Consider the following 13,139-nt stretch of genomic DNA (forward strand, 5'->3'; position numbering starts at 1 on the left):
CGGCCCGCTGCACCCATGCACAAGGAGTCGACGATGAAGCGCTGGAACGGTTGGGGTGACGATGCGGTAGAGCTGGACCTTCCGGCAGAAGCCATGCAATTCTTGCAACAGCGCTTGGGCGCAGGCGTTGCACCGGTGGATGCCACCTTGGAACAAGCTTGTGCAGGCATCCCGGCCAGCCGCCTGCCGCCCCATCGGCTGGTGGACACCACAGCCGAAATACGCCTGCGCAACAGCCTGGGTCAAAGCCTGCCGGATTGGTTGAAGCTGCGCAGCGGCCAGGTCGGCACGGTGACCGACGGCGTGGCCTTTCCCGAAAGCGGTGAACAGGTGCGTGAGTTGCTGGACTATGCAAGGGACTGCGGTGTCGCCATCATTCCCCTGGGCGGTGGTACCAGCGTAGTGGGGCATTTGACCGTGCCAGAAGGCCAGCAACCGGTGCTCACTGTCAATCTGTCGCGCCTGTGCCAGCTCATCAACCTGGACCGCGAGGCGCAGTTGGCCACCTTTGGTGCCGGCGTGCTTGGCCCGGATCTGGAAGCGCAACTGCGCGCGCACGGCTACACACTGGGGCATTTTCCGCAGTCGTTTGAATATTCCACGCTGGGCGGCTGGGTGGTGACGCGCTCTTCTGGCCAGCAATCCTTGCGCTATGGCCGCATCGAACAATTGTTTGCTGGCGGCACCGTGGAAACGCCGCGCGGCACATTACAGATTGCGACCTTTCCGGCCTCTGCAGCGGGCACCGACCTGCGCGAGATGGTGTTGGGCTCGGAAGGCCGTCTGGGCATCTTGACGGAGGCCACGGTGCGCGTGTCACCGCTGCCGCAGCGCGAGGAGTTTCATGCGGTTTTCTTCCCCACTTGGGAGCAGGCGCACGATGCAGTACGGGCGTTGGCGCAGGCCAAGTTGCCGCTGTCCATGCTGCGCTTGGCCAACCCGATCGAGACCCTGACCACACTCACCATGGCGGGCCATGTACGCCTGATTGGTCTGCTCGAAACCTACCTGGGCTGGCGTGGTTGCAATGAGCAAAAATGCCTGCTGATGCTGGGTGCCAGCGGACAGAGCGATACCGTGGCCCACGCCCTGCGTGGTGCACTGCGCATTGCCCGGGGCTACAAGGGCGTGGCCATAGGGCAGGCCATGGGCAACAAGTGGAAGGCCAACCGGTTTCGCAATGTGTACTTGCGCAACGCCTTGTGGCAAAAAGGCTATGCCATCGATACCGTGGAAACGGCCTGTGATTGGAGCCGCGTCACGCCCATGATGCATGCGCTGGAAAATGCCGCAACCCATGCGCTGGCGCAGAGTGGCGAAAAGGTGCATACCTACACCCACCTCTCGCACATCTACGCCCAGGGCGCCAGTGTGTACACCACCTTTGCCTTCCGGCTTGCGGGGGACTATGCCCAGGACCTGGCCCGCTGGCGCAGCCTGAAGGCAGCGGTGAGCCAGGCCATCGTGGCCCACGGTGGCACCATCAGCCACCAGCATGGCGTGGGGCTGGACCATGCGCCCTACCTGGAAGCAGAAAAAGGGCGTCTGGGGATTTCAGCCATGCGCAGCCTGTTTCGCCACTTTGACCCCGACGGCATGTTGAACCCCGGCAAGCTGGTAGGCCCTGCAGCACCATGACCCTCGACCCTAAAGCCCTGCCCGACGTACAACGCACACAGGCGTTGCAAGCACTGGCGCATCGAGAGTGGGACATGGTCATCATCGGTGGTGGCATCACCGGCGCCGGCATCCTGCTGGAGGCCGCTCGCCGTGGCTACAAGGCCTTGTTGGTGGAACAGCGCGACTTCGCTTGGGGAACCTCCAGTCGTTCGTCCAAGCTGGTGCATGGCGGGCTGCGCTATCTCAAAGAAGGCCAGTTGGGTCTGACCCGCGATTCGGTGCGCGAGCGCCAAAACCTGCTGCGCGAGGCGCGCGGCCTGGTAGAGCCGCAGAGTTTTGCCTTTGCCGACTACCAAGGTCGCAAACCCGGTCGCTGGTTATTCCAGCTCGGCTTGGCCGTGTACGACTGGCTGGCTGGTCAGCGCGCCCGCCACCACTACCCGGCGGACGAATTTTTGATGTTGGCCCCGCACATCGCTCGCACCGACTTGAAGGGCGGCCTGTGCTACACCGACGCCAAGACCGATGACGCCCGCCTGGTGCTGCGGGTGTTGCAGGAGGCCAGAGGCCTGGGCGGTGTGGCCATCAATTACCTGGGGGCAGAGCAACTTCTGCGTGCCGATGACTCCTCAGACGGTCGGGTCAGCGGCGTGCAATTGCGGGACGCTGCGGGCGGTGGGGTCTACCAGGTTCACGCCAAGGTGGTTGTCAACGCCACCGGGGCCTGGGCCGATATTTTGCGCCAGCAGCAGGGCGCGCCACGGCGGCTGCGGCCCTTGCGCGGCAGCCACTTGGTGCTGCCAGCCTGGCGATTGCCGGTAGCGCAGGCCGTCAGCCTGATGCACCCGCAGGATGGTCGCCCGGTGTTTGCCTTTTCGTGGGAGGGCGCCACACTGGTGGGCACGACCGACGTGGACCACGGCGCCGATTTGCAGCAAGAGGCCCGCATCACCGAAGCGGAAGTGCGCTATCTGTTGGCCGCGCTGGACTTTCAGTTTCCGCAGTTGCAGCTTACGCGGGCCGATGTGATCGCCACCTATGCCGGTGTACGCCCGGTGATTGATACCGGCAAGGCTGATCCGTCCAAAGAGGGGCGCGACCACGCCGTCTGGATGGAGCAAGGCCTGCTCACCGTAACGGGTGGCAAGCTCACCACCTTCCGGCTGATTGCGTTGGATGCCTTGCGGCACCTGGAATCCCTGTTGCCGCCGCCTAACCCCACTCAGCCTGACGCCCCCGTGCTGGCACCCAGTTCGCCACTGCCCGTGCAAGGTGGGCTGGCCACGCAACAGCGCCAGCGCTTGCAGGGCCACTATGGTTCGCTGGCTGGCGCGGTGGTCGCTGCCGCGCAAGCCGGTGAATTGAGCGCCATCTCCGGCACCGAAACCCTGTGGGTGGAGTTGCGCTGGGCGGCCCGCACCGAGACGGTGGTGCATTTGCAGGACCTGCTGCTGCGCCGTACCCGCCTGGGCCTGTTGCTGCGCGGCGGCGGTATCGAGCACCTGGCCCGGATTCGCGCTATCTGCCAAGGCGAATTGGGTTGGAGCGATGCGCGCTGGGTGCAGGAACAAGCCGCCTACCTGGCGCTGTGGCAGCAGCATTACAGTTTGCCGCAGGACACCCCAACCGACTCTGGGAGCAAGCATGTCTGACGCCACCATTCTGGCCATCGACAACGGCACGCAAAGCGTGCGGGCCCTGTTGTTTGATTTGCAGGGCAATATCGTTGCCAAGACACAAGTGCATCTGGAGGCCTATTTTTCAGAACACCCGGGCTGGGCCGAACACGACCCACTGGATTACTGGAATGCTGTGTGCACCGCCTGCCAGCGCCTGTGGGCCGAGAATCCGGCGGCACGGGCTACGGTGCAAGGCGTGGCTGTGACCACCCAGCGTGGCACCATGATCAACCTAGGTGCCGACGGCCAGCCGCTGCGTCCCGCCATCACCTGGCTGGATCAGCGCCGAACCGATACCGTGCCACCCATAGGTGCCTTCTGGCGGCTGGCTTTCAAGTTGGCAGGGGTATCCCACACCATCAACTACTTTCGCGGTGAGGCCGAGGCCAATTGGATCCAGGCCCACCAGCCAGACGTTTGGGCGCAGACCCACAAGTACGTCATGCTCTCGGGTTACCTGAACCACCGCCTGTGCGGCAGCTTTATCGACTCCATTGGCTCGCAGGTTGGCTACCTGCCGTTTGACTACAAACGCCTGGCTTGGGCCGGCAAGAAGGACTGGAAGTGGCAGGCGCTGGCCGTCAAACCCGAATGGCTGCCTGAACTGGTGGCACCCGGCACACGCATGGGCAGCATCCATGCTGCTGCTAGCGCGGCTACTGGCATCCTCGAGGGCACGCCGCTGATGGCGGCAGCGGCCGACAAGGCCTGCGAGGTGATTGGTGCGGGTTGCCAGCAACCGCATATCGGTTGCCTGAGTTACGGCACGACTGCCACCATCAACACCACCAGCGCCAAATACCTGGAGGTCACGCCCTTTATCCCGCCGTACCCCTCTGCTATACCGGGTGCCTACAGCACCGAAGTGCAGATTTTTCGTGGCTACTGGATGGTCAACTGGTTCAAGCAGCAGTTTGGCCACCACGAGCAAAGCCAGTCGCTGCAAACCGGAATAGCGCCCGAAGTATTGTTTGATGAACTGGTCAGCTCCGTGCCACCGGGCTCCATGGGACTGATGCTGCAACCCTATTGGTCACCCGGCATCAAAATCCCTGGCCCCGAGGCCAAGGGCGCCATCATCGGTTTTGGCGACGTGCACACCCGTGCCCACGTGTACCGCGCCATCCTGGAGGGTCTGGCGTATGCCTTGCGGGAAGGCAAAGAGCGCATTGAAAAGCGCAGTGGTGTACCGATTACCGAATTGCGCATCTCCGGTGGCGGTTCGCAAAGCGATGCGGCCATGCAGCTCACTGCCGATATCTTTGGCCTGCCCACCGCACGCCCCCACATCTACGAAACTTCTGGCCTGGGCGCGGCCATTGACGCGGCTGTGGGGCTGGGCCTGCACCCGGACTTTGATACCGCCGTCAAAGCCATGACCCGCATGGGCAAGACCTTCACGCCCAATGCCACCCACCATGCCACATACAACGCGCTGTACCACGGTGTCTACCAAAAGATGTATGGCAGGTTGCAGCCGCTGTACCGCACCATTCAGCACATCACCGGCTACCCGCGCATGCCTTAGGTGGATGGCGTGTCGTTGCACACCTAATCGCTGCCACAGCGACCCTCGCGCAAGTTGCTGTGACCGGATTTGGGCGCCACTGCCTTTGCGTTACAGTGGCTAAAAGGATTACATCCACCATGCCCAACACCCCCCCTCAGATTGGCAGACTTGGCGCGCTGTGGTTGCGTCTGCACTCCCTGCGGGTGGTGATTGCATTGACGGTGGTCGTGGGCGTACTACTGGCTTCGTTCTTCTCCTATTTGGAGCAGACGTCCGATCTGCGTGAACAGCACATTGTCCAGATCCGTACCGAAATGGACCATCTGAGCACGCTGACAGCGCTGGCACTGCGCGAACCACTGTGGCAGTTTGAAGCCGAGCAGGCCAACTCCATCATGGAGGCCGCCTTCATCAATCCGGACGTAGTCTCCATTGCCATCTGGGACGATAAGGGTTCGCCCTTTGCGACCCGTACCCGGGACACGGTAGATGCCAATCTGGTAGAGCGCGTCACCCGTGTGGTGGAGCGCAACAAGACCCTTGTGGGCAAGCTGGAGCTGCAAATGTCCACCGCCGGCTATGTGCGCAAGGTGAACGAGGTGCGCATGCAGTATGTGCGCCAAGGTCTGGAAATTTCCTTCGGGGCGCTGCTGGTTATTTTGTTGATCATGCATTGGCGGCTGGTGCGGCCGCTGGAGTATTTGGTTGAGGCCTCCGGTCGCCTCGAAAAAGGCCAGTTGGACGTGCCCATCAAGCGGGTATTTCGCGACGAAGTGGGGGCGTTGGCCGACAGCCTGGAAGCCACGCGGCTGGCGCTGATCGACCTGATCACACAGTTGGAAAGTCGTAATCTGGAGTTGACTGACGCCAATGAGCACCTGGAGCAGCGTGTCACCGAACGCACCGAGTCCCTGGAGCGAACCCTGGGTACGCTGGAGCGCGCGCAGGAAGAAATCATCCAGACCGAAAAGCTGGCGTCTTTGGGTCGTGTGGTGGCGGGTGTGGCGCACGAGCTCAATACGCCCCTTGGCAATGCGCTGACGGTCGCATCCACGATCCAGGCGGAAGTGGAGGAGATGAAGGCTGAGTTTGGTGCTGGGAAACTGCGTCGATCCTCGCTGACCGCCTTTTTTGACCGGGCCGAAGAAGGCATGGCACTTTCCATGAGCAATCTTCAGCGGGCGGCCCACCTGATTTCGGACTTCAAGCAGGTGGCGGTGGACCAGACCAGCGACCAGCGCCGCGAATTCGATCTGGCCGAAGTGACCTCCGAAATTCTCAACATGTTGCAACCCAGCATGCGCATGTCGGGGTGCGAGGTGCACAAGGATCTGTGTGGTGGCCTGGTGTGCGACAGCTTTCCTGGGCGCTATGGGCAGGTACTGACCAACCTGGTGATGAACGCATCCATCCATGCATTTGAGCCCGGCAAGACCGGGCGCATTTCGGTGAGTATCGCGGCGGTGGATGTTGACACGGTGGAGCTGGTGGTAGCGGACAACGGTGTGGGCATGTCCGACGCCGTGCGTTCGCGCATTTTTGATCCATTTTTCACCACCAGAATGGGGCGTGGCGGCACAGGCCTGGGTATGAATATTGTGCACGGAATTGCCACCCGCGTGCTGGGTGGTCAAGTCACTGTGGACAGCGCCCCGGATGAGGGTACCCGCGTTCGGGTGGTGTTTCCCCGTGTGGCAGCCAACATAGAAGGTCCAATGGTGTGATGTCTTGGGCGGCTGTCAGATAGCCAGCGGATCCACGTCAATGGCCCAACGGAACAGACCTTTGCCTACGGGTTGCTTGCGCGTAGTGTGCAATACCGACTGCCATGCCGACAGAAATTGTTGCAGGGCGTTTCGTGAGGGGCTCTCCACCAGCATCTGGGCGCGTTCAACGTTGGCCACCCGCTGAATGCTCATGGGCACAGCTGGGTACAGCGTGATTTGGTCCAGTACGGTAGCCCATCCCTCCCACTGCGCCATCTCGTTATGGGCTGAAGCACTGGCGGCGTTGAGAAAGGCCTGCGCTGCTTCTTGGTCGCGTGCCTCGGCCCGTACCAGGGCCTGGGCGGTAAAGGGGGGCAGGCCCGCCTGTAGGCGCTCGCGCAACTGTGCGTTGGCAAAGGCCGGGTAGTCGTGGCGTTTGAGGGCTGCGTACAGAGCGTGGGCCGGCTGGAAAGTTTGAATCCAGACCTCGCTGCGCTCCCCCAGGTTCGCGTCGCGCCCGGCGCGGCCACCAGCCTGCATCAACAGGCCAAACAGGCGCTCAGGTGCGCGAAAATCGCTGGAGAACAGGGCGCCGTCCGGATTGACTGCCGCCACCAGTGTGATGCGGCGAAAGTCGTGGCCTTTGGCAATCATCTGGGTGCCCACCAGCACGTCCACATCGCCTGCGTGGACTGCCGCCAGTTGGCTTTGCAGCTCACCTTTTAGGCGGGTGGTGTCGGCGTCGATGCGGGCCACGCGCACCGGCTCGCCCTCGGGAAATTCGGCGCTGATCGTGTGGGGCCGTCGCACATCGGCCAGCAGCTCGGCCAGGTGTTCTTCCAGGCGTTCGGTACCGCGTCCCAGCGGGGCAATGTCGGGGTTGCCACAGCTGGGGCAGGCGCGGGGAACCCGTTCGGTAAAGCCACAGTGGTGGCAGCGCAAGGTGCGGTCGATCTTGTGGAACACCCGAAAGGCGCTGCAGTGCGGGCATTCACTCTTCCAGCCGCAGTCGGTGCAATGCAACACTGGTGCATAGCCTCGCCGGTTCAAGAACACCATGCTTTGCTCGCCGCGTGCCACCCGCTCCTTGATGGCCTCCAGCAGCGGAATGGAAAACACCGCGTTGCGGGGCTGGTGGTTCATGTCCACCCGGCGCACCAGGGGCAGGCCATCGGGCGTACCGGCGTTGGTGCGGGTGGTCTGGTGCGCACGGGTGGCTTCGTTGTTGGGGCCTGGGGGCAGCGTGCCAATGCGGCTGGGCATCGCGATGCGCAGATAGCGTCCGCCCGCTTCTGCGGGGCGGCTGTGGTGCCAGCTTTCCAGTGAGGGGGTGGCCGAGCCCAAGAGCACCTTGGCATTTTCGAGCCGGCCACGGTACACGGCCAGGTCACGTGCCGAGTAGCGTGCGCCTTCGCTGCTTTTGTAGCTGGGGTCGTGTTCTTCGTCCACCACGATAAGGCGTAGGTGGGGCAGCGAAGCAAACACGGCCATGCGCGTGCCCAGAACCATGCGGGCCTGCCCACTGTGGGCGGCCAGCCAGCTCTTGAGGCGCTGCGGGTTAGTCATGCCGCTGTGCAGGGACACCACGGCATCGTCGCCATAGAGTGGTGCAAAACGTGCCCTGAAGCGGGCTTCGAGCTGCGGCGTGAGGTTGATCTCGGGCACCATGATCAGCGCTTGTGCTTGCGGGGAAGCCGACAGCAGGGTCTGCACGGCCTGCAAATACACCTCGGTTTTGCCGCTGCCGGTGGCGCCGAACAGCAAAAAAGGGCCGGGTTGGGACTCGATCTGGTCCAGGGCAGCGGTTTGTTCTGCAGTGAGGCTGGGTCCGCTGGCATGGTTCGGTCTGGGGTAGGCCGCTGTCGCCTGCGTTGGTCACCCCAGGGGCTGGAGTGGGTTTGCTGCGTTTCAGTCGGCGTTGCACCTGGGCAGGGGACAGTTCGCGCAATTGGGGCGGCAGGGCTGCCAGGGCGACTTCACCCAGAGATCGCTGGTAATAATTCGCAGTAAATGTAACCAATTGTTGCCACGTTGCGCTCAGTGGGGCAATTCCTTCCAAAGTGCCCGCCACGGACCGGATCTTGGCTGGATCAAACTCTCCAGTGGCTTGTGCAGACTGGGCATCCCACACCACGCCCAGGGTCTCACGCGAGCCCAGTGGCACACGAACCAGCGTGCCGCTTGGCAGTGCCGACTCACTTCGGTAGCTCAGCACCGACCCCATTGCGGCATGTGCCGGGGTTTGCACCAGCACGCACAACCAGTGGCTCACGGTTCAATTGACGCCATGGGGTGGCGTGAAGGAGATTTGGCGCACACTTGGAGGAATTTGTTAAGGTTGTTCTTAGGAAGTACCGCTAAGTGCTTGATTTAAAAATGCTTTATGAATAACTAAGAGTTTCTGTGGATAACTTTGTTGATATCTACCTCCGGCGCTCTGTAAAGCCTTGAAAATCAAGGCTTCGACTGAAATGCCCTTAAAAAAAGCAAAGTTTCGTTTCCTTATAAATCAAGTACTTACAAGCGCTATTGCTTTCATAGCGCATATCCCCTATTCAGGGGATGCCGAAAGTGGCTATCACCCGCATTTGTGCATAAGTGCAACAGGATGCATCTATTGCGGCCCCAAAAGTGGTACGCAATTCAGGCCCGTATCGCGCGGGAATGGCTGTGCACCGCTTCCACCAGCGCGGCCACGTGGTCTGGCGGCGTGTACTGGCTGATACCGTGTCCTAGGTTAAAGATGTGGGTGGGGCCGGTGCCCGTGCCTTGGTAGGGTTTGCCAAAGCTGTCGAGCACGTGTTTGACCTGGTTGGCAATCTGGGCCGGTGGTGCAAACAACACATTGGGGTCGATATTGCCTTGCAGTACCTTGCCGGGGCCGTTTTCCTGGCCACCGACCAACGCGCGGGCCTTGCCCAGATTGACGGTCCAATCCAGGCCCAAAACCTCGCAATCCAGCGTTCCCATTTCCTGTAGCCACATACCGCCACCCTTGGTGAACACAATGCGGGGAATGCGCACCGTGACGCCCTTGCCATCGGTGTGCGTGGTCTTGAGCTGTGCCAGCACACGCGCGGTGTAGGCCAGGCTGAACTCCTGGAATGCGCCGTCGGCCAGCACGCCGCCCCAGCTGTCAAAAATCATCACTGCCTGGGCGCCAGCGTCGATCTGGGCGTTCAGGTACGCGGCCACGCTGTCTGCGTTGATGGCCAGGATGCGGTGCATCAGGTCGGGGCGGCTGTACAGCATGGTCTTGACCTTGCGGTAGTCGTCCGAGCCCGCACCTTCGACCATGTAGCAGGCCAGGGTCCAGGGGCTGCCGGAGAACCCGATCAGCGGCACCCGGCCTTTGCCATCGGCCTGGGTCAGGGCCTTGCGGATGGACGACACGGCGTCAAATACATATTGCAGTTTGGCCATGTCGGGCACCGCCAGCTTGGCCACGGTTGCTTCATCGCGCACAGCGGTGGCAAAGCGTGGGCCTTCGCCCTGGGCGAAAGACAGGCCCAGTCCCATGGCGTCGGGCACGGTGAGAATGTCGCTGAACAAAATGGCGGCATCCAGCGGGTAGCGCTCCAGCGGTTGCAGGGTTACCTCGGTGGCGTAGTCGCGGTTGGTGGCCAGGCCCATGAAGCTGCCGGCCTTGGCACGCGTGGCAACATATTCGGGCAGGTAGCGACCGGCCTGGCGCATCAGCCACATGGGGGTGTGGTCAGTGGCTTGGCGCAGGCAAGCCTGCAGAAACGTGGGGTTCTGCAAGTTGGCGAAAGTGGGGTCTTGCGTAAGGGCGGTGGTGGCAGGGGCGCCAGTGGGAGTGTGCAGTGCGTTCATAGCCCCTATTGTCGCAGTTCGCCAGCACCTCTCGCCCACTTTGGGGGCTATCTCAGTCGGGCGTGTTCCACCATCAGGCACTTATTTTCTACCACCTGTAACCCGGCCGCACGTGCCCGTTGTGCGGCTGCTTCGTGGGCAATGCCCTGTTGCATCCACACCGCCCTGGCGCCAATGGCAATGGCCTCGTCCACCACGGGCGGCACATCGGCGCTGTTGCGAAACACATCCACCAGATCGATTGACTCCGCAGCAGCGGCTTCGGTCAGTGTGGCGTACACGCGCTCCCCCAGAATGGGCTGACCGCTGGCAGCCGCCACCGGGTTGACCGGAATGATGCGCCAGCCGTTTTCCTGCATGTACTGCGACACCTCATAGCTGTCGCGGTGCGGTTTGGGCGACAGGCCGACGACGGCCACCGTGCGGCAGTGCCCCAGGATGTGGGCCATGGTGGCAGCGGTATCGGCTGCGGTTTCGTTGGAGGACATAGGTTCTGGCACAGGGCTCTTCTACAACTGGGCCAGGCTGGCTCGCAGGGTCTGCGCGTCCAGGATTTCCGAAAATACAACCGGTGGTTTGCCAGCCTGGTGCAGCACATAGACCGGAACGCCGCTACGCCCCAATTGCTCCAGCGCCTGGGTAATGGCGGGGTCGCGGCGGGTCCAGTCGGCGCGCATCAGCGTGACATGGTGGGCGCGCATGTCGTCCAACACGTCGGTATTGCTCAGGGTGGTCTTCTTGTTGTATTGGCAGGTGATACACCAGGCGGCAGTGAAATCAACAAACACCGGGCGCCCGGCTGCAAGTTCGGACTCAACCTTGCCGGGCGCCCATGCCTGCCAAGTGACGCCAGCGCTGGTAGTGGTGGCTGTTGTCAACGGGTTGGGTGCATCTTCGATCTTGATAACCAATGGGCCGATAGCCCTCAGCAACACGACACATATCGCTATTGAAAGCGTAGCAAACATAATGCGACTGCGGCCTTCTAGGCCGAGTGCCCAAATCACTAAACTCATGGCCAGCAGCAGGGCCAGCAGCGCGCCGGCACCGTCCACGCCGCTCAGGTGGCCCAGCACCCAAACCAGCCAGACGACGGTGGCTAGCATGGGAAATGCCATGAAGCGGCGGAAGGTGTCCATCCAGGCGCCCGGTTTGGGCAACCAGCCCACCACCGCCGGCACCCAGCTAGCCGCCAAAAACGGCAGAGCCAGACCCAGCCCCAAGGTGGCAAAGATGGCCAGCGCTTGTGCGGCAGGCAGACCGATGGCGTAACCCAGTGAGGCACCCATGAACGGCGCCGTGCAGGGCGAGGCAATGGCCACCGCCAGCACGCCGGACAAAAAGGCATCCACCACCGGGTGGCGGGCCTGCAGGCTGGCCAGCTTGTGGGGCAACAGCATGCCCACTTCAAACAGCCCGGCCAGATTCAAGCCCAGCAAGGTAAATAGGGTTGCCAGCACCGCCAGCACGGCGGGTGACTGCAACTGAAAGCCCCAGCCCAGTTGCTCGCCGGTGGCGCGCAGGCCCAGCATCAAGGCGCCCAGTGCCACGAATGACAGCACCACGCCCAAGGTGTAGGCCAAGCCTTGGGCGCGGTGGGACGCGTGGCCATGGTGGCCGTGGCTGGCAAAGCCCAGCACCTTGATGGCCAGCACCGGCAGCACGCAGGGCATGAGGTTCAGGATCAACCCGCCCAGCAGCGCTGCCGCCAGTGCCAAGCCCAAGCTACCCCAGCCGCCGCCGGCGGCGTTCACCGGGGTCGACGTGGCGAGTGCCGTACTTGTGGCCGCCGTTGGCAGGGGGCCGGGGGCGCTAATCGCCGGCCACTGGCCACTAACGCTGGCTACGGTGCGCAGGCTTTGCGTGCCCAGTGCCAGCACAACCGGCAGGCTGGTGGGTGCAGATTCCCGCATAGCAGAGTAAGGAAAGTGGGCGCTCCAGACACCGTTGGCCCAGCTTTGTGTGCCAGTACGTGGCGCTGCGCCACTGCTATCCACCATGTCACCGCTATGGGGCGAGCTGACTGGCTCGGCCACCGCTTCAGTTTCGGGGAAGGGTTGCAGCGCCTTGCCGGCCCAGGCGGTGGGCAGGCCCGTTACGGTGAGCGTAAATCCGTCGGCACCCGCTACGGCCTTTGCGGTGCCGGTCAAATCGGCGGGGCTTGCGGCGCGCCCGGCGTCAAAGTCTGCGCCATGCGATCCGGTGGAGCCCTGCGCCGGTATGCGCAGCACAAAGTTGCCTTCTTGTGGAATGCATTCCTGGCGGCACACCAGCCAGGAGGCCGTCAGATGCACTTCCAGATCGCCAGACGGTGACGCTTGGAACGCGGGTGCAATGGTCAGGGGGGTGGGGAGCAGCACGGTGCCGTCAAAGCCGAAGTTGGCCAGGTTGCCAACCGTGATGCGTTGTGGTGTGGGCCAGGCGATTTCGCCCGCTGTCACACCGGCGGGTAGCGTCCACTGCAGTACGGTGGGTAGTCCGGAGTCGCCCGGGTTTTTCCAGTAGGTGTGCCAGTTGGGCTGGTGCTGGATCTGCAGGCCCAACCACACGGACTTGCCCGGTGCCACGCCGTCTGGCGCGTGGGCGAACAGCTCGGCGCGCACCTGCTCGGTTTGGACGACGGCTGTTGCATTGCCCGGTTGTGCCGAATTTTTTTGAATTAATTGGGCATTAGCCCCCGTCAATGATACGTAGAGCGCTACAAAAATTGTAGTAATTTGCAAGCTGCGGAAAACCCGACGCAAGGCATACGGGCTGCGCCCGTTAAGACTGTTGGTGAAAATCATTGCA

General features: G+C 62.5%; 7 protein-coding genes and 1 pseudogene. 4 read left to right on the forward strand and 4 right to left on the reverse strand.

Annotated elements, in window-relative coordinates; translation table 11 throughout:
• The first annotated feature begins 33 nt into the window (after positions 1-33).
• From IPI80_RS18555 to IPI80_RS18570, 4 genes are all read left to right on the forward strand, one after another.
• Positions 34-1,638 (forward strand): FAD-binding oxidoreductase, encoded by a 1,605-nt coding sequence (locus tag IPI80_RS18555; RefSeq protein ID WP_413862583.1) that lies wholly within the window; start codon positions 34-36, stop codon positions 1,636-1,638.
• Positions 1,635-3,272, forward strand: a complete 1,638-nt coding sequence (locus IPI80_RS18560; RefSeq protein WP_413862584.1) for a glycerol-3-phosphate dehydrogenase/oxidase — start codon at positions 1,635-1,637, stop codon at positions 3,270-3,272. The genes IPI80_RS18555 and IPI80_RS18560 overlap by 4 nt, the downstream gene beginning before the upstream one ends.
• Positions 3,265-4,827: an FGGY-family carbohydrate kinase gene (locus IPI80_RS18565; protein ID WP_413862585.1), complete on the forward strand. Its 1,563-nt coding sequence runs from the start codon at positions 3,265-3,267 to the stop codon at positions 4,825-4,827. Before IPI80_RS18560 ends, IPI80_RS18565 begins: the two co-directional genes overlap by 8 nt.
• 119 nt (positions 4,828-4,946) lie before the next feature.
• Positions 4,947-6,533, forward strand: a complete 1,587-nt coding sequence (locus tag IPI80_RS18570; RefSeq protein ID WP_413862586.1) for a sensor histidine kinase — start codon at positions 4,947-4,949, stop codon at positions 6,531-6,533.
• Positions 6,534-6,548: 15 nt separating this feature from the next.
• Here IPI80_RS18570 and priA read toward each other — a convergent pair.
• The 4 genes and pseudogenes from priA to IPI80_RS18590 all read right to left on the reverse strand — a co-directional run bounded on the left by priA (position 6,549) and on the right by IPI80_RS18590 (position 13,135).
• Positions 6,549-8,739: pseudogene (gene priA / locus IPI80_RS18575) on the reverse strand (primosomal protein N').
• Positions 8,740-9,158: 419 nt separating this feature from the next.
• Positions 9,159-10,349: a uroporphyrinogen decarboxylase gene (hemE, locus tag IPI80_RS18580; RefSeq protein WP_413862587.1), complete on the reverse strand. Its 1,191-nt coding sequence runs from the start codon at positions 10,347-10,349 to the stop codon at positions 9,159-9,161.
• Positions 10,350-10,396: 47 nt separating this feature from the next.
• Positions 10,397-10,837: a CoA-binding protein gene (locus tag IPI80_RS18585; RefSeq protein ID WP_413862588.1), complete on the reverse strand. Its 441-nt coding sequence runs from the start codon at positions 10,835-10,837 to the stop codon at positions 10,397-10,399.
• 21 nt (positions 10,838-10,858) lie between these two features.
• Complete coding sequence (locus IPI80_RS18590; protein ID WP_413862589.1) at positions 10,859-13,135, reverse strand: protein-disulfide reductase DsbD family protein; 2,277 nt, start codon at positions 13,133-13,135, stop codon at positions 10,859-10,861.
• Positions 13,136-13,139: the final 4 nt, after the last annotated feature.

The sequence above is a fragment of the Candidatus Aalborgicola defluviihabitans genome, from assembly GCF_016705985.1.
Classification (GTDB): Bacteria; Pseudomonadota; Gammaproteobacteria; order Burkholderiales; family Burkholderiaceae_C; genus Allorhodoferax; species Allorhodoferax defluviihabitans.

Coding starts and splice junctions, on each gene's coding strand:
- IPI80_RS18555 (WP_413862583.1), top strand. CDS start 34: ATGAAGCGCTGGAACGGTTGGGGTGACGATGCGGTAGAGCTGGACCTT.
- IPI80_RS18560 (WP_413862584.1), top strand. CDS start 1,635: ATGACCCTCGACCCTAAAGCCCTGCCCGACGTACAACGCACACAGGCG.
- IPI80_RS18565 (WP_413862585.1), top strand. CDS start 3,265: ATGTCTGACGCCACCATTCTGGCCATCGACAACGGCACGCAAAGCGTG.
- IPI80_RS18570 (WP_413862586.1), top strand. CDS start 4,947: ATGCCCAACACCCCCCCTCAGATTGGCAGACTTGGCGCGCTGTGGTTG.
- hemE (WP_413862587.1), bottom strand. CDS start 10,349: ATGAACGCACTGCACACTCCCACTGGCGCCCCTGCCACCACCGCCCTT.
- IPI80_RS18585 (WP_413862588.1), bottom strand. CDS start 10,837: ATGTCCTCCAACGAAACCGCAGCCGATACCGCTGCCACCATGGCCCAC.
- IPI80_RS18590 (WP_413862589.1), bottom strand. CDS start 13,135: ATGATTTTCACCAACAGTCTTAACGGGCGCAGCCCGTATGCCTTGCGT.